General features: G+C 71.4%; 17 protein-coding genes and 1 tRNA gene. 11 read left to right on the top strand and 7 right to left on the bottom strand.

Annotation, left to right across the window (positions count from 1 at the left end):
• The first annotated feature begins 30 nt into the window (after nucleotides 1-30).
• Together K8556_RS07465 and K8556_RS07460 are read left to right on the top strand one after the other, a co-directional pair.
• Entirely contained in the window at nucleotides 31-831 is an 801-nt protein-coding gene (locus K8556_RS07465; protein WP_223739333.1) for a sigma-70 family RNA polymerase sigma factor, read from the top strand.
• A 90-nt stretch (nucleotides 832-921) separates the two neighbouring features.
• A tRNA-Phe gene (locus K8556_RS07460) sits at nucleotides 922-994 on the top strand.
• A 79-nt stretch (nucleotides 995-1,073) separates the two neighbouring features.
• Here the strand turns inward: K8556_RS07460 and K8556_RS07455 are convergent.
• Entirely contained in the window at nucleotides 1,074-1,496 is a 423-nt protein-coding gene (locus K8556_RS07455) for a hypothetical protein (protein ID WP_223739332.1), read from the bottom strand.
• Between the two features lie 253 nt (nucleotides 1,497-1,749).
• Here K8556_RS07455 and K8556_RS07450 point away from each other — a divergent pair, with 253 nt between their 5' ends.
• From K8556_RS07450 to K8556_RS07430, 5 genes are all read left to right on the top strand, one after another.
• A complete protein-coding gene (locus tag K8556_RS07450) occupies nucleotides 1,750-2,292 on the top strand; it encodes a hypothetical protein (protein ID WP_120551272.1) in 543 nt (180 codons plus the stop codon).
• 287 nt (nucleotides 2,293-2,579) lie between these two features.
• The gene (locus tag K8556_RS07445) at nucleotides 2,580-6,341 is read left to right on the top strand and encodes a DEAD/DEAH box helicase (RefSeq protein ID WP_223739331.1); all 3,762 of its coding nucleotides are present in this window, start codon (nucleotides 2,580-2,582) and stop codon (nucleotides 6,339-6,341) included.
• A gap of 54 nt (nucleotides 6,342-6,395) precedes the next feature.
• Entirely contained in the window at nucleotides 6,396-7,799 is a 1,404-nt protein-coding gene (locus K8556_RS07440; RefSeq protein ID WP_223739330.1) for a pitrilysin family protein, read from the top strand.
• On the top strand, nucleotides 7,796-9,328 hold the full coding sequence (locus tag K8556_RS07435; protein ID WP_223739329.1) for a pitrilysin family protein: 1,533 nt from the start codon (nucleotides 7,796-7,798) through the stop codon (nucleotides 9,326-9,328). The genes K8556_RS07440 and K8556_RS07435 overlap by 4 nt, the downstream gene beginning before the upstream one ends.
• Nucleotides 9,329-9,487: 159 nt before the next feature.
• Nucleotides 9,488-11,107, top strand: coding sequence for a fibronectin type III domain-containing protein (locus K8556_RS07430; protein WP_223739328.1), 1,620 nt, complete (start codon nucleotides 9,488-9,490; stop codon nucleotides 11,105-11,107).
• Nucleotides 11,108-11,125: 18 nt separating this feature from the next.
• Here K8556_RS07430 and K8556_RS07425 read toward each other — a convergent pair whose 3' ends face one another.
• Entirely contained in the window at nucleotides 11,126-12,325 is a 1,200-nt protein-coding gene (locus K8556_RS07425) for a DUF1615 domain-containing protein (RefSeq protein ID WP_223739327.1), read from the bottom strand.
• A gap of 258 nt (nucleotides 12,326-12,583) precedes the next feature.
• Here K8556_RS07425 and K8556_RS07420 point away from each other — a divergent pair, with 258 nt between their 5' ends.
• Entirely contained in the window at nucleotides 12,584-14,800 is a 2,217-nt protein-coding gene (locus tag K8556_RS07420) for a M4 family metallopeptidase (RefSeq protein ID WP_223739326.1), read from the top strand.
• Between the two features lie 103 nt (nucleotides 14,801-14,903).
• Here K8556_RS07420 and K8556_RS07415 read toward each other — a convergent pair whose 3' ends face one another.
• The 4 genes from K8556_RS07415 to K8556_RS07400 form a co-directional block, all read right to left on the bottom strand.
• Entirely contained in the window at nucleotides 14,904-15,620 is a 717-nt protein-coding gene (locus tag K8556_RS07415; protein ID WP_223739325.1) for a hypothetical protein, read from the bottom strand.
• Nucleotides 15,621-15,714: 94 nt separating this feature from the next.
• Nucleotides 15,715-16,524: a hypothetical protein gene (locus K8556_RS07410; protein ID WP_223739324.1), complete on the bottom strand. Its 810-nt coding sequence runs from the start codon at nucleotides 16,522-16,524 to the stop codon at nucleotides 15,715-15,717.
• A 1-nt stretch (nucleotide 16,525) separates the two neighbouring features.
• Nucleotides 16,526-18,337 (bottom strand): acyl-CoA dehydrogenase, encoded by a 1,812-nt coding sequence (locus K8556_RS07405; protein WP_223739323.1) that lies wholly within the window; start codon nucleotides 18,335-18,337, stop codon nucleotides 16,526-16,528.
• An 11-nt stretch (nucleotides 18,338-18,348) separates the two neighbouring features.
• Complete coding sequence (locus K8556_RS07400) at nucleotides 18,349-18,513, bottom strand: hypothetical protein (RefSeq protein WP_223739322.1); 165 nt, start codon at nucleotides 18,511-18,513, stop codon at nucleotides 18,349-18,351.
• A 199-nt stretch (nucleotides 18,514-18,712) separates the two neighbouring features.
• Between K8556_RS07400 and K8556_RS07395 the strand changes: the two genes are divergently transcribed.
• From K8556_RS07395 to K8556_RS07385, 3 genes are read left to right on the top strand one after another with little or no spacing between them, the layout of a single operon-like run.
• The gene (locus tag K8556_RS07395) at nucleotides 18,713-18,910 is read left to right on the top strand and encodes a hypothetical protein (RefSeq protein ID WP_223739321.1); all 198 of its coding nucleotides are present in this window, start codon (nucleotides 18,713-18,715) and stop codon (nucleotides 18,908-18,910) included.
• 36 nt (nucleotides 18,911-18,946) lie between these two features.
• Nucleotides 18,947-19,690: a hypothetical protein gene (locus K8556_RS07390; RefSeq protein WP_223739320.1), complete on the top strand. Its 744-nt coding sequence runs from the start codon at nucleotides 18,947-18,949 to the stop codon at nucleotides 19,688-19,690.
• A gap of 10 nt (nucleotides 19,691-19,700) precedes the next feature.
• Complete coding sequence (locus K8556_RS07385) at nucleotides 19,701-20,204, top strand: hypothetical protein (protein ID WP_223739319.1); 504 nt, start codon at nucleotides 19,701-19,703, stop codon at nucleotides 20,202-20,204.
• Here K8556_RS07385 and K8556_RS07380 read toward each other — a convergent pair.
• Nucleotides 20,161-20,952, bottom strand: coding sequence for an FRG domain-containing protein (locus K8556_RS07380; RefSeq protein ID WP_223739318.1), 792 nt, complete (start codon nucleotides 20,950-20,952; stop codon nucleotides 20,161-20,163). The genes K8556_RS07385 and K8556_RS07380 overlap by 44 nt on opposite strands.
• Nucleotides 20,953-20,995: the final 43 nt, after the last annotated feature.

The following is a 20,995-nucleotide window of genomic DNA, read 5'->3' as shown; positions in this document are numbered from 1 at the left end:
CGCGGGGGACTGATTGGGGAGGTACGCGTCATGGATGCCATCTGCGAGGAGTTCGAGTCCACGGTGGGGGCGGTGGAGGCCGAGGTGGACTCGGCGGAAGTGGAGATGCGGGTGCGGGGGCACCTGGAGCTGGTCCGCCGGCTGGCCTGGAAGTACCGCTGGACGGGCCTGTCGCTGGAGGAGCTGATGTCGGAGGGCAACGTCGGCCTGGTGGAGGCGGCGCGCCGGTTCGAGGAGCGGGGCGTGCCGTTCGGCGCCTACGCGCAGCAGTGGATCCGCGCGCGCATCCGGGCGTACGTGTCCCGCACGTGGAGTGTGGCGGGGGGCCGCGCGCCGTGGATCGTCTTCCAGCTCCGCCGCGAGCGCGCGCGGCTGGAGGCCCGCTGGGGCGAGGGTCACCCGGAGGTGACGAAGCGGCTGGCCGAGGCGCTGGGCAAGAAGGAGGAGGACGTGGTGCGGGGGACGGACGCGCTGGCGAAGGACGTGTCGTTGAACGCGCCGCTGGGCTGGGAGGGGGACGTGACGCGGCTGGACATGCTGGAGTCGGACGAGGACTCGGCGGAGGAGCAGGCGGACCGGGAGGCCTGGGCGGAGAAGCTGCGCCAGAGCGTGGCGGCGGCCTGGCCGGAGCTGGACGCGCGCGAGCGGGCGCTGGTGAAGGAGCGGATGCTGGTGGAGGACGGGGTGAGCGCGGAGTTCCTGGCGAAGCGCTTCGGGGTGACGGCGGTGCGCATCCGGCAGATCGAGCAGGGGCTGCGCCAGAAGCTGCGCCAGCGACTGACGGCGGGGTGCACGGCCTGGGACAGCGAATCCCCCCGGCTGGCGGCCTGAGTGTCGGGCGAGGAGGAGCGATGGTGGAAAGAGGTTGACGTCGCGGGCCAGTAACCGTAAATCGGCGCTGCCGCTCGCGGTGCGCGGTACGCCCAAGTAGCTCAGTCGGTAGAGCAGGGGACTGAAAATCCCCGTGTCGGTGGTTCGATTCCGCCCTTGGGCACACCAGTACGAAGAATCTGAAGGGCGTCGGACTCCGGTCCGGCGCCCTTTTCTTTTGCCCGCGCTGGCGGGCGGCGTCGTTACGGAGGGCTGATGCGTCCGGGGGCGCCATTGGCGCCGGCCACGGTGTGGCAGGAGCCGCAGGCCCCGGTGCCCTGCGGGCTGTTCATGGCCCACTGGGTGCCGCCGTGGGTGACGCGGGCGGTGTAGGGGAGCGCGAAGCCCTTCGCGTCGTCGGCCTTGAGGAAGAAGTTGCCGGAGGCGTTGGCCGTCAGGGTGTAGGCCTTCTGGTTGGCGTCGGTGATGACGACCTGGGCGCCCTCCAGGCCCGCGCAGTCATCCGCCTCGTGCGCGGTGGCCTGGACGGTCCCCGCCACCACGAACTTGGGCCCCTCGCCCCGCTCTGTATGGCATTGGATGCAGTTGCCACCGGGATGCATGAGGGCGTTGCCGCTGTCGCCGCCCGTCCACTTCATGCCCGTGGAGCACTCGGAGGTGCTCACCGCCTCCAGGCTGCCTCCGCCGCATCCAGTGAAAAGACTACCCGCCGACAGACACAGCATGAGTACCGGGGAGATGCGTTGTGACACGTGTCACCTCTGGGAAGACTGTGTTTCATTCGAGGCCTTCGCCGCCCCGCTGTCAACGGCACTCCTGGTACGTGGCCCCGCGGGGTGGGTTGGGATGACGAGAGGGTCCGGGGTGCACATCCGGGCGCGACGCGGTAGATGGGAGTTCCGGAGGTTCATCAACGCAATGGACGCGAACGTGGTGGCGGAGCTGGAGAAGGCGGGCGTGAAGGTGGAGGACCCCATGCGCCTGTTCATCCCCGTGGAACGGGACGAGCAGGGCCAGGTGAAGCCCGTGGGCGACGAGGTGCCCGTGCGCTTCGGTGACGTCACCGCCCACGTGCGCCTGCAGCCCATCTCCGCGCTGTGGACCGGCAACAAGCAGCCCCCCGACTTCACCCGGCCTCCCTTCCCCGAGTACGAGCCGTTCTTCTTCCTCATCGAGGCCACCGCCGCAGGCTTCTGCCGCGACACCCGCCACGCGGAGGTCGATCAGGAGTTCTCCCAGCTCTACCGGCACCTCGCGCGCCGGCCGGACGGCCACCACAAGAACCCGCTCTTCTCCTACCTGCGCGCCGCCGCCCGCCTGTACCTGTCCCTGCGCGACGTCAGCCAGGCGGAGTTCGAGGCCGTGGCCCAGCGCCTCCACCAGTCCGCCAAGCTGCACGCGGGCCACATCGGCAGCACGAACTACTTCCAGGCCGTGCTGCGGCAGGTGCTGGGCGCATAGCGTCCGCATGCCGGGTCGCCAAGCGCCCTTTCGTGGCGGACTGGCGAGATGACCTGAAGACAGGGCTCGCAGGGAGGCCACCCCATGGGTAGCTTTTCCAGCGGATGCCCTCGTCTACCTCCCCCGTGCCAGATGACTTGCTCCAGCAGCGGCTGACGGTTGACCACCTCCGCGAGCTGGCCGGTGCGCAGGTGTTCGAGCAAGCCCGGCGGTGGCTCGCCCGGAGAGCGGTGGACGTGTGGCCCCCTTCCCTGGGCTGCCTCCGGGGAACCGTCACCGAAGGGCGCGTGAACACTTTCAATGCGGCCATCAGCCCGGACCCCGATTCCGAAGAGCTGCTGCTCGGGTGTGAATGCGACAGGTACTGGAACGAAGGGGTCTGCTCGCACGCGATCGCGGTCGGGCTCGCGTGGATCCGCGCCTCCGCTCCCCGTGAGCGAAAGCGCGCGCCCCGTCCTCGACCCACGCAGCCCGCCTCCCCGCGCCTCGCGAAGGCTCCTTCATTGCCCGCCACGCCCGACGCAATCCAGGCGTGGCTCGTGGAGCATCACGCCGAGCGTGCCAGCACGGTGCCCGTGGCGGTGCTGGCGCCCCTGTTGCCCGGGCCCTTCACCCGACGCTGGCTCCCCTTGCTGCGCAAGGCCACGGTGGTGGATGCGCTGGAGCGCACCTCGAAGCTGCGGCGCTTGAAGGGCGCCAATGAGGACGTCCTCGTGAAGGCCGCCTGGCACTGGGTGCGTGACGAAGCAGGACGCGTCTCGCGGGGACTGACCCGTGAAGCCTCCGCGAAGCCCTTGCCGCCGCTGACGGATGACCGCCTCGCGCCGCTGAGAGATGCGCTGACGCGGACCCGCGCGCGGATCCGCACCCAGGCCCTGCCCCGGCTGCTGTCGCCATCACCCACGGTCACCCTCCAGGAGCGCCCCTTGCGGCTGCTCGTGACGGAGCCGGAGCTGGCGGCCTGGACGCCCTCGGGGCCGCGCGTGTCCGGGGAGGACGGGGAGCACGTGGTGCTCGACCCACGCGCCTTGGTGGAGGGACGTCCCGGACTGTCCTGTCCGTGCTCCCCCAACGAGGCGGAGGCCTCCTGCGTCCACGCCTTGACCGCCGTGGACGCGGCGCTGGCGTTCCTGGTGCCGCCGAAGCACGCCGCGAAGCTGTCGGAGGGGCTGTTCGAAGCGCCGGGCCGTGAGCTGCTGTCCACGCTGGAGGCGTCGCTTCTGGACCGGGCGCTTCACGACACGCCCGCGACCGGGGACTTCGTCACCTTCCGGCTGGAGCCCGAGGCCGCTCGCGGCTGGAGGCTGCGGCCCTACCTGCACGTGCCCGCGAAGAAGGGCGGCCTGTCGCAGGGGCGCGCCGTCACCTGGTACGACCGGGACAAGGCGCTCCGGATGCTTCAGGAGCCGGATGAACGCCATGCCTGGTCGCTCCTCGACACGGAAGAGCGGATGGGCAGCAATGGCATGTACCTGGGAACAGGCTTCGATGCGGCCGCGCCCTACGCGCTGCTGCTCCAGGCCCTGCGCTCGCTCGCGCACAGCCCCCGCCTCCGCCTGGCCGGCGCTCCGGACGCGGCCGTGCGGGTGCGGGAAGCGCCGCTGGGTTTCGCCCTGGAAGAGGACGGAAGGGCCCTGCGCCTGCGGCCGGCGGTGGACGGACGCCCCGTGTCCCCAGAGGCCATGACGCCACCTCCCGATGGGCCGGAGGCTCCCCAGCCCTGGCTGCTCGTGGAGCCCGGCGGGCCGAGCGTCACCCTGGTGTCCGTTCCGCTCGCCGCGGTCCCGCTGCTGGAATCCCTGAAGCTCCACGGTGCCTACGTGTCCGAGCGTCAGCGCGACGCGCTGCTGGGCCACCTCTCCGCGCTGGAGGCGGCCTTCCCCGTGGCGCTGCCTCCGTCCCTGGAGCCCCGCTCCGTGGAGGCCAGCCCGGGCCTGCTGGCGCGGCTGCGCGCGGTGGAGGACTCCGCGCTGGAGGTCTCGCTCCTCGTGAGGCCCCTGCCAGAGGCACCTCCCCAGCCCGTGGGCGAGGGCGCTCCCGTGGTCCGCGGCCTGCGCGACAAGGAGCGCGTCATGGTGCGGCGCGACCTGGACGCGGAGCGGAGGGAGGCGGACGCGCTCCTCTCACGTCTGTCATTGCCGGCCGGGATGTATCACTTCACGCGAGACACCGCCGAGGACGCGCTCCCGTTCCTGGAGGCGCTGGAGCCGCTCACGGGGCCCCGCGTGCGCGTCGAGTGGGCGGAGCAGCCGTGGACGGTGACGCGCCCGGAGACCGCGAACGTGCGGGTCCAGGTCCTGCGGGAGCATGACTGGTTCGGCGCGAAGGGCGGCGTGGAGCTGGAGGGCGCGCGCGTGGAGCTGGCGGTCCTGCTGGACGCCGTGCGCCGCCGCCAGCGCTACGTCCCGCTGGGGAAGGGGCGCTGGATGCGCCTGACGGAGGCGCTGCGCGAGCAGCTCACCCCGCTGGCGGACGTGGCGCACCCGGGGCGCAAGGGGCTGGAGGTGAGCGCCGCGGCGGCGCCCGTGCTGGACACGCTGGAGAAGGCGGGCGCGAGCGTCCAGGCGCCCCCGGACTGGCTCCAACTGGCGAAGCGCATCCGCGCTGCCCACGCGCGCGCGGTGCGCGTGCCCCGGGGCCTGAAGGCGGAGCTGCGCGACTATCAGCGCGAGGGCTTCACCTGGCTCGCGCGGCTGGCCTCGTGGGGCGCGGGCGCGTGCCTCGCGGACGACATGGGCCTGGGCAAGACGCTCCAGGCGCTGGCCCTGCTGCTGTTTCGCGCGGCGGCGGGCCCCGCGCTGGTGGTGGCGCCCACGTCCCTGCGCGGCAACTGGGTGCGTGAGGCCGCCCGCTTCGCGCCCTCGCTGCGCGTGCACGTCTGGCAGGACGCGGACCGGGACGCCCTGCCGGCCCGGCTGGGGCCCCGGGACGTGCTGATCATCAGCTACGGGCTGCTGACCCGGGACGCCGCGAAGCTCGCGGACGTGACGTTCGCCACGCTGGTGGTGGACGAAGCGCAGGCGGTGAAGAACCCGGACACGGCCCGGGCCCGCGCGCTGCGCGGCGTGAAGGCGGACGCCCGCGTGGCCCTCACAGGCACGCCCGTGGAGAACCGCCTGTCCGAGCTGTGGAGCCTCTTCCACCTGCTCTTCCCCGGCCTGCTGGGCGGGCGCGAGTCCTTCCATGCGCGGTTCGCCGTCCCCATCGAGCGGGACCGGAGCGCGGACTCGCGCGCGTCCCTGGCCCGGCTGGTGCGCCCCTTCCTCCTGCGCCGGACCAAGGCCCAGGTGGCGCGTGAGCTGCCCCCGCGCGTGGAGACCGTGGTGCCTGTCACCCTGTCGGACGCGGAGCGGCGCGTGTACGACGACGTGCGGCTCGCGGCCCTGGCCCGGCTGGGCGAGGGGACTCCTGGCGGGGACCAGCGCTTCGAGATGCTGGCCGCGCTCACCCGGCTGCGATTGGCCGCCTGTCATCCCCGCCTGGTGGATCCGGACACGGGGCTGTCCTCCTCCAAGCTGGAGCGCGTGCTGGAGCGGGTGGACGAGCTGCTGGCGGAAGGAGGCCGCGCGCTCGTCTTCAGCCAGTTCGTGCGCCATCTGGCGCTGGTGCGAGACGCGCTGGAGGCCCGGGGCATCTCGTTCCAGTACCTGGACGGGCGGACGCCCGCGGCGGAGCGGCAGGCGCGCGTGGAGGCCTTCCAGCGAGGGGAGGGCGCGCTCTTCCTCATCTCGCTCAAGGCGGGCGGCACCGGCCTCAACCTCACCGGCGCCGACCACGTCCTCCATCTGGATCCATGGTGGAACCCCGCGGTGGAGGACCAGGCCTCCGACCGGGCCCACCGCATCGGGCAGACGCGCCCCGTCACCGTGTCGCGGTTCGTGTCGGAAGGCACCATCGAGGAGGCCATCCTCGCCCTGCACGCGGAGAAGCGGGACCTGGCGGACAGCCTGCTGTCGGAGGCGGACGGCGCCGCCGCGCTGTCGCCGCAGCAACTGCTGGGGCTGCTGCGCTTTGGTGGAAACCGCGAGGATGGAGCCCACCTGGAATAGGGTGCGCTTTCGCCCGTTCCCGGGCGCCGCCGTGGTCCTTCCCCAGGAGCAAGGATGTTCCGTCCGCCGTTGTCGTGGTTCGCCTGTCTGGCCCTCCTGGGTGCGCCCCAGGCCGGGGCCCAGGCCGTCTCCGAGTCCTCCGCGAGGCCCGCCGCCTCCACCCCCGCCGCGAAGCCAGGCTCGGACATCCAGGCCCGCACGCTGAAGAACGGGCTCACCGTCATCGTCTGGCCGGACCACGACATCCCCAACGTGGCGCTCGCCAACTGGTTCCGCGTGGGCAGCCGCAACGAGCGCCCCGGCATCACCGGCCTGTCCCACTTCTTCGAGCACATGATGTTCAACGGCGCGAAGAAGTACGGCCCCGGCGAGTTCGACCGCGTCATGGAGGCCAACGGCGGCGCCAACAACGCCTTCACCTCCGAGGACGTCACCGTCTACCTGGACTGGTTCCCGGCCTCCGCGCTGCCCCTCATCCTGGACCTGGAGCAGGACCGGCTCCAGTCGCTCGCCTTCGACCCCAAGGTCATCGAGTCCGAGCGCGGCGTCGTCTACTCCGAGCGCCGCTCGGGCGTGGACAATGACAACAACGGCGCGCTCCAGGAGCAGCTCCAGGCCACCGCCTTCGTCGCGCACCCGTACCAGATCCCCGTCATCGGCTGGCCGTCCGACATCGAGTCCTGGCGCATGGAGGACCTCCAGCGCTACTTCAAGACGTACTACGCCCCCAACAACGCCACGCTCGTCCTCGCGGGAGACCTGGACCCGGACCGCGTCTTCGAGCAGGTGGAGGCCACGCTGGGCACCATCCCCTCGCAGCCCGCGCCGGAGCCCGTGCGCACCAAGGAGCCCGAGCAGCAGGGCGAGCGGCGCATCGTCGTGAAGAAGCTGGCGCAGTCCCCGCTGCTCCAGGTCGCCTACCACGGCCTCGCCGCCAACGACCCGGACATGGAGACGCTGGAGCTGCTGGGCCTCATCCTCACGTACGGGGACTCGTCGCGCCTGCACCGCAAGCTGGTGGACGAGACGCGCATGGCCATCCGCGTCCGCGGCTCCACCGCCGGGGGCTTCGACCCGTCGCTCGTCTGGCTCGCCGTGGACCTGCCGCCGGGCGGTGACCTGGCCAAGACGGAGGCGCTGCTCACCGCGGAGCTGGCCCGCGTGGTGAAGGACGGCGTCACCGACGCGGAGCTGCGCAAGGCGCGCAACGTGGCGCTGGCCACCTTCTGGCGCAAGCTGGAGACCAACAGCGGCCGCGCCCGCGAGCTGGGCAACGCCGCCACCTTCCGGGGAGACTGGAAGACCCTGTTCGACGCGCCCTCGCGCTACGAGCAGGTCACCCGCGACGGCGTGAAGGCGCTGGCCGCCCGCATCTTCAACCCCGACCACCGCACCGTGGGCTGGCTCGTCCCCACCACGGCCCCCGCCGCTCCCGCCAACAAGGAGGCCGCGCGATGAGTGCTCCCTTCCGCCTGCGTTCCGCCGGTCCCCTGATGATGCGCTCCACGCTCGCCGCGCTGCTGTTCACCTCCGCGTGCGCGACCACGCCGGCGCCCGCTCCCACGCCTTCGTCCACGCCGCCCCCCGCGGCGCCGGAGGCCCCGGCCACGCCCGCGCCCGTCACGCCGCTGTCCACGAAGGGTGTGACGCTGCCGGAGACGGCCTCCGTCACGCTGAAGAACGGCGTGCGGCTGCTGCTCGTGGAGAAGCATGAGCTGCCGCTGGTGTCCTTCAGCGCGTGGCTCAAGGGCGGCGCCGTCACCGACCCCGCCGGCAAGGAGGGCCTGGCCGCGCTCACCGCCGAGCTGCTCCAGAAGGGCGCGGGCTCCCGCAACGCCCAGCAGTTCGCCGACGCCGTGGACGGCGTGGGCGGCGAGCTGGAGGTCGTGCCCGCCCGCGAGGCGCTCGTCCTCAACGGCAGCTTCCAGTCCCGCGACACCGCGCTGATGGTGGAGCTGCTGTCGGACATGCTCGTGCGCCCGCGCTTCGACGCGCAGGAGCTGGAGAAGGCCCGCGCGCTGCGCGTGTCCGAAATCGCCTCCGCCAAGGACGGCGACCCGCGCGCGCTCATCGGCGTGTACTTCAACGCCTTCCACTTCCCCTCGCACCCGTACGGCGGCTCCCCGGTGGGCAGCGAGGCGTCGCTGCCGGGCATCAGCCGGGCCGACGTGCTCGGCTGGGCGAAGGCGAACCTGGGCGGGGATCGGCTCATCCTCTCCGTCGTGGGCGACTTCGACGCGAAGCAGCTCGCCGCGAAGCTGGAGGCCGCGCTGGGCGGATGGGCCCCGGCGGCGCAGCCGCTCGCGGCCGTGCCCCCCACCGCGCCCACGAAGGGCCGCCACGTGCTGCTGGTGGACAAGCCCGACGCCACCCAGACCTACTTCGCCATCGGTAACACCGGCATCCGCCGCACCGACCCGGACCGCGTCGTGGCGGAGCTGGGCAACACCGTGCTGGGCGGCCGCTTCACCTCGCTGCTCAACACCGAGCTGCGCGTGAAGACCGGCCTCACCTACGGCGCGCGCTCCTCGCTGGCCCCGGCCCTCCAGCCCGGCACCGTCGTCCTCACGTCCTATACCCAGACGGACTCCACGGGCCGTGCCATCGACCTGGCACTGGACGTGCTGGCGCGCTACCGCCAGGACGGCATGGACGACGCCACGCTCGCCTCCGCCAAGGCCTACGTGCTGGGGCAGTTCCCCCCGACGCTGGAGACGGGCGAACAGCTCGCCATGAAGCTGTCGGAGCTGGCCTTCTACGGCCTGGACGCACAGGACGTGAACGGGTTCGCGGACGCCGTGTCCGCGGCCACCCGCGGCAGCGTGCACACCGTGCTCCAGCGCGTCCTGCCCGCCCGGGAGGACCTGACGTTCGTCCTCATTGGCAAGGCGGAGGCCCTGCGCGACGTGGCCCGGAAGTACGGCCCCGTCACGGAGATGAAGATCTCCGACAAGCGCTTCGCCCCGCCGGCCGCGCCGGGCCGCTAAAGGCAGAGGCAGGTGGGCGCAAGCCTGGAATTGCGCCCACCAGAATTATCCTCCAAAAAGTAAATAATCAGGAAGTCAGACGCTTCGCGTATAGAAGGCAGCGTCTGGTTTTGGCCGGGATCGGACAATCATTGCGATTGCTTGTCACGAAGGCCCATCATGTCCTTGCGACGTCTGTCGTTGTTGCTCGTCCCCACCTGCGCGGCCTGGCTGGGCTGCGGGGATGCCGCGCCTCCCTCCGAGGAGGTGAACCCTCCCGAAATCGCCATGGACCCCCGCGAGGGGACCGCGGTCATCGCCAACGAGGACATGCTGCCGGGCTGTGGCGAGCCCGACGGGGGCACGGGGCCTTTGGACGCGGGCACGTCCGTGCTGGTGACGGCGGACTCCCGCTTCCACTCCAGCGCCGGGGTGACGGTGGTGCCCCAGAGCCTGGCCGGCCGCGACCTGGAGATATTGGTCCCCAACGGCATCGCCTTCGACCGGTACTCCGGCACGCCGGTGGCGGGGGGCATGCGCTTCGACACCGTTCCGGAAGGTGAGTACTTCCTGCGCTCCGGCCGGAACTACTACCTGACGCGCGAGCGCCACTTCGACCTGGGCGTCAACCGCATTGGCCGGCCGGACGCGGTCTACCTGTCGGCGTTCGTGGATTCCCCCGCGTCGGTGGAGCTCTTCAACCTGGAGCCCTGGCAGGACTATGTGTCCATCTCCGAGCAGGGCAGCTCCGTGCAGCTCAGCAGCGCGGACGTGGACCTGTTCAGCGCGTTGTCCGTGTGGGCCCCGGCCGGCGACACGTCCATCGTCGACCCGTACGCCTCCGCGTACCTCAACAACGGCTACGGGGCCCCTGTCCTGGATGCGTCGAAGGGCGACCGCATCTACGTGAACCAGCTCAACTCCGTGCAGGCCGGGACGCTGCCGAGCGGCGGGACCCTGGCGTACCAGTCGGTGGTGAGCAGCGCGCACCTGCCGTCGTTCTCGTTCACCCCGGACGGCACCACCCCGCTGCCGCTGACGGCCACGCTGCAGCCCGTGAGGCAGACGCCCTTCTCCCTGGAGTGGCGCCTGAGCGAGTTCACCCGCTGGCGCTCGGACGCGAACCCCAGCGGCACGCTCAACTACCCGTCGTTGTCGCTGGTGCCCGCGCCGTTCGGCTACCAGGACGGCTGGGTGGGCTATCAGGGGGAGCTGTTCAACATGTGGCTGCCGCGCGGCGAGGACGGCGTCATCGCGAGCCGGCTCGCCTACGGCAATCCCTATCCGTCCAACTGGGGCGTGGTGGGCACCGCGGGCTATTCGTTCCGGGCCGCGACGCCCGTCGTCATCGGGAGCCGGATCCACTACCCCAGCGGCAACATCTACGTCACCGACCGGCTGGACCGCCTCATCGCCGGTCCCATCCAGCCGCCGGTGTCGCCGCCGCGGGAGCTGCGCATCGACGGCGTGGACGCCTATGTGTCGCGCGTGGTGGGCACCAACCAGCCCGTCATCTCCTGGCGGCCTCCCGTCCTGGGCACGGCCCGGAACTACGTGGTGTCCGTCATCCAGTTGATCAGCACCTACGCCGCCAACCCCACGCTGCGCTTCTATGTGCCCGGTGACCGGACGCATGTCCGCCTGCCGCCGGACCTGCTGCTGCCGGGCACCACCTACTACGTGCGCGTGATGGCGGAGGGCTCGCCGAACTACGAGCCCTCGCGCGCCCCGTACGTCACCGCGGAGCTGCTGCCCATCATCACCGCGGACACGTTCAGCGCCGCCTTCACCACGCCGTAGTCCCGGCGTGGCGGCCCGCTACCGCGCCGGCTGGCGGTGGCGGGCCATGCACTGCTGGTAGCGGGCGTCCACCGACTTCGCGAACCACGCGGTGGAGCGCTCCCCGCTCAGCTTCACGCTCTTGAGCGTCACCTGGGGCAATTGGGCGTAGGCGGGCGCCTGGCCCGTCCGGTTCGCGTACACGCGCTTCACCGCCAGGTACGTGTCCGTCTTCTCGAAGTCCGCCGTCTTCTCCTCCTCCACGTCCCGGCGCACCCGGCGCTCGCTCAGGTCCGGCGCGTAGCGCTGACGGAAGAGGAGCAGCGCCTGGAGGCTCTGGCTGTCCTCGCCGCGCGGCTCACCGTCCTTGTCATAGAGCTGGAGGTCGCCGTCGGCCGCCAGGGGGACGCCGGTGAGCCGGCTGACCTGGGCCTGGAGCGCGGCGTTGCGCGAGCTGTAGACGCCGCTGTTGTAGTCCGCGAAGCGGTAGAGCGGCGCGTCGTACGCGGCCTGGAAGCCCAGAAGCCGCGCGGTGCCGTAGCGCACGCCGCCCGCGCGCGTGTAGAGCGACTCGCGCACCGCCACCGGATCCGCGTCCGGGCCCGCCTTCTCCACCGCGTAGCGCACGCTGACCTGCATGGAGCCCGCGGTGGTGACGGGGTTCTGCCCCGCGAACGAAGACGGACCGAACAGCGAGCTGGCCAGGTCCGCGGCCGCGTACGCCGCCGGGTACTCCGCTTCGTAGTACGCCAGCATGTCCCGGAAGAGCCGGTCCAGGTCCCGCTCCGTGCGCAGGGTGTCCAGCCGCGCCCCGAAGGTGCGCTTCGCCCCCTTCGGCTTCGCCGCGAGGACGTCATCCAGAAGCCGCCGCCCCAGGGGGCCCAGCCGCCCCGCGGTGCTGTCCAGCTTCTGACGCACCATCCTGGGCAGCCCCGGCACCGCGGGGTCCGCCTGGAATCCGGACTCCTGCTCGATGATGGCCAGCACCTGGCACACCTCCGGCGCCGCGGCCGGAATCGCCTCCGCGTCCAGCGCCGCCAGCACGTCGCCCGCCCACCCCTCGCGCTCCGCCGCCCCCTTCACCTTCGCGGGCAGCAGCCGCGCCACCTGCGCCACCGACAACGTGGGCGGCGCTGGCACCTGCGTCACCACCGGGGCTCGGGACGCGCAGGCCGTGAGCGCCAGCAGCACCCCCACGCACAGCCGCTCCGCCCACCGGCGTTCGCCGTTCCGCGTCATGTCAGACCCCTGAGGCATCCTTCCGCCCGTCTCATGAAACATTTTTTGAGACATCCTGGATGCAGGACCGTTGTCTCCTGAGATAAGCTGAAGAACAGCAAGATGGCTCAGGTTCGCTAAAGCTGTAATTCCAGCTATTCATGCTTGTTGTGTAGGGCGCGAGAAAGTGACCAAACGTACTTTCTGCAAAAAGTAGTTGATCTGATGAATTCAAGTGTGTCACGTAGCACCCCGCTGTTTCTTCATGGAGGTATCGCGTTGGCTCATCGACTGTTGAAGACGATTGGCGCGGCCTGGTTGGGCGTGGCTCTGACGGCGTGCGGTACGCAGGGTCCCTCGGGGGAAGAGGCTCAGGCGCCTGAGCAGGAGAGGTCGGGCGAGGACATCCAGAGCACGCTGAACGCGCTCGGCGGCGCCCAGGTGGTGGGCGTGCACGCGGACGGCATCCCGGACAGCATCCAGGGCGAGCTCGGCCGCGTGGAGCGGACGCTCAACACGCTGGACGCGAGCCGCCAGGCGGTGGCGCGCGTGGCGCCGGCGTTCCGGCTGAACGCGGAAGACATGGTGCTGCGCAAGTCGAGCACCGACGAGCAGGGCAACCAGCACCTGCGCTTCACGCAGACGAAGAACGGCCTGGAGGTCGTCGGCGGTGAGCTGGTGGTGCACGTGCGTCCGGACGGCACGGTGTTCCGCGCCAACGGCTCCGCGCGTGACGGCGCGAACGTGTCCGCGCTGCCGCGCATCGCGGCCGCGTCCGCGCGTGAGGCGGCGCTGAGCGCGACGGTGGGCACGGGCCTGGAGGCCCAGGGTGCTCCCCGCCTGGTGTACGTGCGCACCGAGGAAGGCGCGCTGCGCCTGGCGTACGAAGTGACGGTGACGGGTGAGAGCAACCTGATGCCGCTGCGCGACCGCGTGTACGTGTCCGCCCAGGACGGCTCCATCGTGCTGCGCGCGCCGCAGATCCACTCCGCGCTCAACCGCAAGGTGTACAGCGCGAACAACGGCACCTCCACCCCGGGCACGCTCAAGCGCAGCGAGGGCCAGGCGGCCATCGGTGACTCCCATGTCGACACCAACTACGACATGCTGGGCTACACCTACGACTGCTACAAGGTGCTCTTCAACCGCGACTCGCTGAACAACGCGGGCGCCACGCTCATCAGCACGGTGCACTACAGCACCAACTACGTGAACGCCTACTGGGACGGCACCCAGATGGTGTACGGCGATGGCGACGGCGTGAACTCCATCGAGCTGGGCAAGGACGCGGACGTCACCGTCCACGAGCTGACCCACGCGGTGACGGAGTACGAGTCCAACCTCACGTACTCCGGCCAGTCCGGCGGCCTCAACGAGGCGATGTCCGACACGTTCGGCGCCGTCTGCGAGAGCCGCGTGAACAACTGGAGCACGGCGGCGGCCATCTGGATGGTGGGCGAGGACGTCTGGACGCCGGGCACGGCGAACGACGCCTTGCGCTACATGGATGACCCGGCGAAGGACGGCGTGTCCAAGGACTGGGCGCCCAACGTGACGTCCAGCACGGACGTGCACTACAGCTCCGGCGTGCCGAACCTGGCGTTCGCGCTGCTCTCCAAGGGCGGCGTGCACCCGCGCGGCCGCAGCAGCATCAACGTGCCGGCCATCGGCGTCGAGAAGGCCGCCCGCATCTGGTACAAGGCCAACACCGACCTCTTCACGGCGAGCACCACGTTCGCGCAGGCGAAGACCTGGACCATCCAGGCCGCCGCGGACCTGGGCTACGACGCGGCGACGCAGGACGCGGTGAAGGCGGCCTGGGAAGCGGTGGGCGTGGGCGTGACGGTGCCGCCCCCGACCTCCACCCCGCTGTCCAACGGCACCGCGGTGACGGGCCTGAGCGACAGCGCGGGCAACGCCAAGTACTTCTCGCTGGCGGTCCCCACGGGCGCCACGTCCCTGTCGTTCACCACCTCCGGTGGCACGGGTGACGTGGACCTGTACGTGCGCTTCGGCGCCGCGCCGGACTCGGCCACCTACGACTGCCGTCCGTACGCCAGCGGCAACGCGGAGACGTGCACCATCACCAACATCCAGGCGGGCACCTACTACGTGATGCTGAACGCCTACTCGGCGTACTCGGGCGTGTCGCTGACGGGCACGTACACCACCGGCGGTGGCGGCGGCAACGTGCTGCAGAACAACGTGCCGGTGACGGGCATCGCCGGCGCCTCCGGCTCCTTCACCAACGAGTGGATCACCCTGGACGTGCCGGCCGGCCGCTCGGTCACCATCACCACCTCCGGTGGCACGGGTGACGGCGACCTGTACGTGAAGTTCGGCTCCTCGCCGACGACCAGCTCCTACGACTGCCGTCCGTACCTGTCCGGCAACACGGAGACCTGCACCCTCTCCAAGACGACCGCGGGCAAGTACTACGTGAAGATCCGTGGCTACAGCGCCTACTCGGGCGTGACGCTCAAGGCCGTCTGGTAGTCGCATCCGCTTCCAGCCCGGCTCCCTTCGTGTGAGGGGGGCCGGGATGAAGACAGGCACCCGGGGAGCCCTCATGGCTTCCCGGGTGTCGTCGTTTCCGGGCCTAGCGCCGGACCTGCACGTCGCGCGCGACGGTGCGTCCGCCCATGAGGACGAACTGCGCGCGCACCGGGGTGCCCTCCTGGATTTCCTTGAGGGGCACGCGCTGGCCCTGGCGCAGGCCGCGGCTGCGCTGGTCGAGCTGGAGCTCGTAGACGGTGCCTTCACCGTCGCGCACGTGCAGGGTGTTCCTGCCCACGCGCGTCACCCGGCCGCTCACCGTGCTGGACGCGATGATGACCTGCTCCAGCGGCCGGTTGGCGGAGGTGTCCGTCACCGCCGCCTGAGCCGCCTTGGCCGCGCCCTCGTACCAGGCCTCGTCGTCGCTGGCCTGCACGGCCTGGGCGCCAATCATCACCCGGCCCTCGGCGGGGGCCTGCGTCGCGGGCTGCTGCCGCGCGTTCGCCTGGGCCGGGGTGCCCTGTGCGGGCTCGTTGACGCGGGGGCCTGGCAGCGGCCGGGCTCCGGGCGGAGGCGCCGCGTCCGGAGGCACCTGCGCGTTCGCCGTGGGGCTCGCGTCGCCGCCGGGGGCACGGTTTCCGTCCACCGTGCTTCGCGCCAGCGCGGGCGTGGCCGGCACCATCCGTCCGCCGCTCGCGGAGTCCCGGGTCCGCAGCGTCGCCGGTTCCGCCGGCACTGCGTCCACGGTGTCGTGCTCCCAACAGCCGGAAGCGAGCGAGCACAGCCCCACCATCCCCCACCACATCCACCGTCCACCCATCCGCCAACCCTCCCGCAGGCGAACCTGCGGACGACCCCCTGCCGTTGCAAGCGGCCCACGTGCGACGGGGTGTCGGGTTCTGGATGGCGCGGGCTCAGGCGGGGAAGGTGGCGGCCACGGCGCGCACGTGCTCGCGCACCCGCGCCCTGGCGGCGAGCAGCTCCGCCGCATCCGAGGGCGTGTAGCCCAGGCACAGCACCACGTCGTCCTCGGGGGCGGCGCGCGTGCCCAGCGCCGCGTAGTCCAGCGAGCGCGGGGTGGGTTCGCCTTCGGCGTCATGGGCGAAGCGGCCGAACACGGCGGCCTGCCCGTCGCGGCCGGGCGCCGTCTCCTTGAGGGCGAAGAGGCTGCGCACGGCGGCGAGCGAGTCGGGGCGCTCGCGCAGCAGGTCCGGGGACGCGGGGCCTCCCAGCTCCCACTCGAGGAGCTTCAGGCAGCCGCGCACGAACTCCACGTCGGTGATGACCAGCCCGTACAGGTACCAGTCCGCGCACGCGGCCTGGACCAGGCGGGCCTGCGCGTCGGTGAGCCAGCCGAAGGACGGACAGGTGAACGTCTCACAGGTGGTGGCGCGGTAGACGCCGCAGTCGCGCAGGTCCGTGCCGCCCGTCACCAGCGGGTGGCCCAGGCAGCCCACGCGCTGGTGCTCCGCGTCCAGGAAGCCCAGCAGGGGACACACCCGCACGATGGGGAAGAGGGCGGGGGCGTCCCGGTTCGCGGTGAGCTCGCGCGCGGCCTCGCCGTAGGCCTCGGGGGTGTGGGGCGTGCGGGAGAGCCGCTCCGTCTGCGCCGTGAGCCTGCGGGTCAGCGCCGCGCGCGAGTGGTCGCGGAAGTTGTAGAGGCCGCAGCAGGCGCCGCACGACGCGCCCTTGCCGGGCTGGCACAGGTGGAAGGAGACGGACATGTCAGAACCAGTCCGGGCGCATGCGCGCGTACGAGTCCTCGCCCGTGCGGCACAGGTGGGCGAGCAGCGGCACGCGCGGCACCTCCACCGCGAACCAGTACTGCGCGGCGGCGAGCTTGCCCTCGTAGAAGGCGGTGTCCTCCGGTGAGGGCGCGCGCGAGAGCCCCCCCTTCGCGGCGGCGGCCTGCTCGAGCCAGCGCCACGCCACGGCCACCACGCTGAAGAGCTCCAGGAAGTCCGTGCTGTGGCGGAGCATCACGTCCACCTCGCCGGCCATGCCGCGCGCGCCCAGCTCCAGCGTGAGGGTCGTGGCCTGCTGGAGCGCGTCCTCCAGCGCGTCGCTCCACGCGGGCTCCACGCCGGCGGCGCGGGCGCGGGCGGCGGTGGCCCGCACCTCCTCGTCGAGCGCCTGGAGCGCGGCGCCGCCCTCCGCCACCGCCTTGCGCCCGAGCAGGTCCAGGCCCTGGATGCCGGTGGTGCCCTCGTGGATGCTGTTGAGCTTCTGGTCGCGCAGCCACGCCTCCGGGAGGTACTCGCTGGAGTAGCCGTAGCCGCCGTGGATCTGCAGCGCGAGCGCGTTGGCCTCGAAGCCCTTCTCCGCGGGGAACGTCTTGGCGATGGGCGTGAGCAGGTCCAGCAGCAGCCGCGCGCGCCTGCGCGTGGCTTCGTCCGGGGCGTGGTGGGCGAGGTCCGCCTGGGTGGAGGTGGCGAGCAGGAGCGCGAGGCCGCCCTCCACGATGGCCTTCTGGCGCAGCAGCATGCGCCGCACGTCCGCGTGTTCGATGATGGGGGACTGGGCGCGCGCGGTGTCGCGGATGCCGGCGGGGCGGCCCTGGGGGCGCTCGCGCGCGTAGGCGAGCGACTCCTGGTAGGCGACGGCGGCGGTGGACACGCCGTTGAGGCCCACCATGATGCGCGCCTCGTTCATCATCTGGAACATGCACGCGAGCCCGCGTCCGGGCTCGCCCACGAGCCAGCCGTGGCAGTCGTTGTTCTCACCGAAGTTGAGGACGAGGCTGGGCAGGCCGCGCCAGCCAATCTTGTGGATGACGCCGGCCACCTGGACGTCGTTGGGGACGAAGGCGTCGCCCTGGGGCCTCTTCGCGGGCACGGCGAAGAGGGACACGCCGCGCGTGCCGCCCTCCGCGCCCTCGATGCGGGCGAGGGTGAGGTGCACGACGTTGTCGGTGAAGTCCTGGTCGCCGCCGCTGATGAAGATTTTGGAGCCCTGGAGGCGGTAGGCGCCGTCCGGCGCGGGCGTGGCGCGCGTCTTCACGTCCGCGAGGCTGCTGCCGGCCTGGGGCTCGGTGAGGGCCATGGTGCCGGTCCACTCGCCGCTGTAGAGCCGGGCCATGAAGGTGTCGCGCAGGAAGGGCGTGCCGAAGACCTCCAGGAGGTGCGCGGCGCCTATCGTGAGGCCCAGGTAGCCATAGGCGCTCAGGTTGGCGGCCATGAGGTAGGCGCTGGCCACGGCGTGCACGGTGAGCGGGAGCTGCTGGCCGCCGACGTCGGGCGGGCGGGTGGCGGTGAGCAGGCCCAGGTCGACCATGCCGGCGTAGAGCGAGCGCATGGCCGGGTGGACGCGCACGCGGCCGTGTTCGAAGACGGGCGGGGCGGCGTCCATGGGCCGGTAGGTGGGGGCGAGCACCTCGCGGGCGAAGCGGCGGGTGCTGTCCAGCAGGAGCGCGAAGGTGTCGCGCGAGTGCTCCTGGAAGGCGGGCAGCGCGCAGAGGGCGGCGGTGTCCAGCGCTTCGTAGAGCTGGAAGTCCACGTCGCGGTCCGACAGCAGGGGGTTGGGGCGGGGCACGCTCATGCCCGCTTTCCCTACCAGGACGCGATGGGGTCGTCGAAGTCGTCGTGCGGCGGGCATTCACCGCCGGACGTGGGGGGAGCGGCGTCCGGGCGTGGGGGCCGTGGAGGCAGCGGGGGCTTGGGCTTCCAGGTGGGGGGTGGGGGCTTGGGGCGTTGGGTGCCGGTGGTGTCTGGCATTGGCGCACCTCCATGTGGGGTGGTCCCGGCGGCGCTCTGGCAAAGGTGCGTCCCATGTCTGTCCATTGCCAGGCGGGGGGCCCCGGGGTCGCAGACACGGGTGGGGGCGGACAGGGAGACAAGGTCCCGCAGGGCGTGTCGGCTCAGGCCTGCGGGAGGGGCAGGCGCGACGCATCGTTGGGAGGTGGAGGTGGTTCAGATGCTCATCGTCGGCGCGATGGTGGTGGGAATCCTGTTGATGATGCTGGTGATAGGTGGGGTCATCGTGGGGGGGGCGCTCGCGCACAAGAACGCGCGCGAGGATGAGGCGCGGTGGGCCCGGGAGGACGCGGAGCGCGCGGCACGGCGCGACCGGGACCGGTCCGGGCCCGTGGGTGGAGAGCCCGTGCACGCGTGATGCGGTCTCCTCGCGTGGATGCGAGGATTCCGCGCCGTGCGATTCGCGCTGCTGTCATGGCTGGTGTTGCTGGTGGGGTGCGCTGGAGGACCGGGCACCATCGCCGAGGTCGAGCGTGCTCGGGGGCCCTGGTCCGAGGTCCCTGCCGTCGAGATGCCGACGGGTGAGCGGTCCATTCCCATTTCGCTGCTGCGCGACGTGGCGGATGCGCTGCTCCGACTGCCGGGGGCGAAGACGTGCGACCCGGGCACGCGGAGACCCATTCCAGGCCTCTCCACGGAGTACTGCTCGACGGTCTACGTGGCGGGAACGCGTGATTCCTTGTCCTGGCGGGTGACCGAGCCCACACGGGAGCGCCACAACCGATGCACGCCCTTCTTCGCGGTGGAAGATGCGGACCACCCTTCCTCTCGGGTCTGGGTCGTGGGCTACATCCACAACCATCCCTGCGGAGCGGTGCCCTCCTCACCGGACCTGGGGGCCTGGCCCACGGATGCGTTCAGGCCCGCCGTCGCCATGGCGGAGGTCCGATTGATTCCAGGCAACCCCGCACCGGCCCGGTTCCAGGACGCGTTTCTCGAAATGGCCTCGGCCGTGGTCGCGGAGCGACAGGATGGAACCCGCATCTTCCTGCGCTACTTTCCCACGGGTGAGATCGAACAATGGAGCGAGGCCCGGCGGGACTGGGTCCTCCTGGGGCGCTGTGCGCCCGCTCCTGCAGGTGGCCTCAGTGTCGCGCCCCGTTGCGAAGGTGGCGCTCTCCGGTTGCTGCGTGAGTAGGGGACGGTGGATGCGACAGGGACATGGATGGCTGGGGCTCCTGTTGATGCTGTCCGGGTGCAGGCATCCCGCGGCCGCGTGGAAGGGCGTCGTCGAATGGCCGGATGAACGCTCGGCCCGGCCCGTGGAGAGCCCGATGCCCGCGGGCGCGGCACAGGCCGCGGTAGGCGCCGTTCGCGAGTTCGTCAGGACGAACCCGCGCCGGTTGTTTTCCGGCTGCGAACATCCCGAGGACGGCCTCAATGTCTCGCTCTTCACGGGGCCGACGCCCGGGCTCTACTACGTGCTGTTGGATCCCGACTTCGAGCGATGCGCGGGACCGCGCCGCCGCATCCTGGATGGATGGTTCTTCTACGCGGTCACTCCCCAGGGGGACGTGGTCGCGGAATCGCCGGGGCCTCCGGATGAGGGCACACCCGCCCAAGAGGCTCCGGCCCCACCGCCCGCGCCGGAGCCACAGGCTCCGGTTCCTACCGGGGACGCGGCGCGTAGTAGCGGCGCAGCCAGCGGCTGAGGCCGTCCAGGCCGGGGAAGAGGACGCGCTCGGTGATGTTCGCCTGGTCGAGCTTGTCCCTGATTTCCCACTTGAGCTTCGCCGGCACCACCAGCCGGCGCACGCCCTGGTGCTGGTGCCCCAGGAACTCGTTCAGGCTCAGCCCCGGCCCGTTCATCACCGAGAACAGCGCGAACTGATTCACGATGCGCGCGTCCAGCGACGGCGGCTCGAAGAACAACACGAACGGGTGCTCGCCCAACCCGTCGAACGTCGTCAGGTCGCCCGCCACCGTCGCCAGCATCTCCGCCGTGAACACGTCCGCCCCCTCCAACCGCAACTGCTCACGCAGCGGCCGGGGCAACTGCTGGTTCGTCTGGTGATAGTCCACGCACCAGACCGCGCCGTCCTGCTCCAGCAGGTCCACGCGCTCCGTCATGAAGTGCAGCGCCACGTAGGGACTGAACGTCCAGTCCAACAGGCGCGTCGGCATCCCGTGATGCTGCGCCAGCGCCAGCCAGTCCCAGATGGACGTCAGCCGCTCCGTGCCCTCCACGCCTCGCGCGTACTTGCGGAAGGCCCGCAGCAGGTCCCGCTCCAGCCGCACGAACGCGCCCTGGCGGTTGAGCGTCGCCGTCAGGTCCAGCGTCGCGTCCGGGACGCCCCGGAACACGAAGCTCGTCCGGAACCGGCCCAGCGGCTCGTTCCAGGAGCCCGCGAACAGCAGGTCCTGCAGCTCCAACCAGGATGTGACCCGACGCTCCTCCATTCGCTGTCCCCTCGCCGCCTGACAAGGTGGGCCGGGTCCTCCC

Source organism: Corallococcus sp. AS-1-12, from assembly GCF_020036995.1.
Taxonomy (GTDB): domain Bacteria; phylum Myxococcota; class Myxococcia; order Myxococcales; family Myxococcaceae; genus Corallococcus.
Note: the sequence above shows the minus strand (reverse complement) of the source record. Positions and strands in the feature narration are given on the sequence as shown.

What these genes read in the sequence shown, in the direction of transcription:
- K8556_RS07465 (WP_223739333.1), top strand. Translation starts at nt 31, where the DNA reads ATGGATGCCATCTGCGAGGAGTTCGAGTCCACGGTGGGGGCGGTGGAG.
- K8556_RS07450 (WP_120551272.1), top strand. Translation starts at nt 1,750, where the DNA reads ATGGACGCGAACGTGGTGGCGGAGCTGGAGAAGGCGGGCGTGAAGGTG.
- K8556_RS07440 (WP_223739330.1), top strand. Translation starts at nt 6,396, where the DNA reads ATGTTCCGTCCGCCGTTGTCGTGGTTCGCCTGTCTGGCCCTCCTGGGT.
- K8556_RS07435 (WP_223739329.1), top strand. Translation starts at nt 7,796, where the DNA reads ATGAGTGCTCCCTTCCGCCTGCGTTCCGCCGGTCCCCTGATGATGCGC.
- K8556_RS07430 (WP_223739328.1), top strand. Translation starts at nt 9,488, where the DNA reads ATGTCCTTGCGACGTCTGTCGTTGTTGCTCGTCCCCACCTGCGCGGCC.
- K8556_RS07425 (WP_223739327.1), bottom strand. Translation starts at nt 12,325, where the DNA reads ATGACGCGGAACGGCGAACGCCGGTGGGCGGAGCGGCTGTGCGTGGGG.
- K8556_RS07415 (WP_223739325.1), bottom strand. Translation starts at nt 15,620, where the DNA reads ATGGGTGGACGGTGGATGTGGTGGGGGATGGTGGGGCTGTGCTCGCTC.
- K8556_RS07410 (WP_223739324.1), bottom strand. Translation starts at nt 16,524, where the DNA reads ATGTCCGTCTCCTTCCACCTGTGCCAGCCCGGCAAGGGCGCGTCGTGC.
- K8556_RS07405 (WP_223739323.1), bottom strand. Translation starts at nt 18,337, where the DNA reads ATGAGCGTGCCCCGCCCCAACCCCCTGCTGTCGGACCGCGACGTGGAC.
- K8556_RS07400 (WP_223739322.1), bottom strand. Translation starts at nt 18,513, where the DNA reads ATGCCAGACACCACCGGCACCCAACGCCCCAAGCCCCCACCCCCCACC.
- K8556_RS07395 (WP_223739321.1), top strand. Translation starts at nt 18,713, where the DNA reads ATGCTCATCGTCGGCGCGATGGTGGTGGGAATCCTGTTGATGATGCTG.
- K8556_RS07385 (WP_223739319.1), top strand. Translation starts at nt 19,701, where the DNA reads ATGCGACAGGGACATGGATGGCTGGGGCTCCTGTTGATGCTGTCCGGG.
- K8556_RS07380 (WP_223739318.1), bottom strand. Translation starts at nt 20,952, where the DNA reads ATGGAGGAGCGTCGGGTCACATCCTGGTTGGAGCTGCAGGACCTGCTG.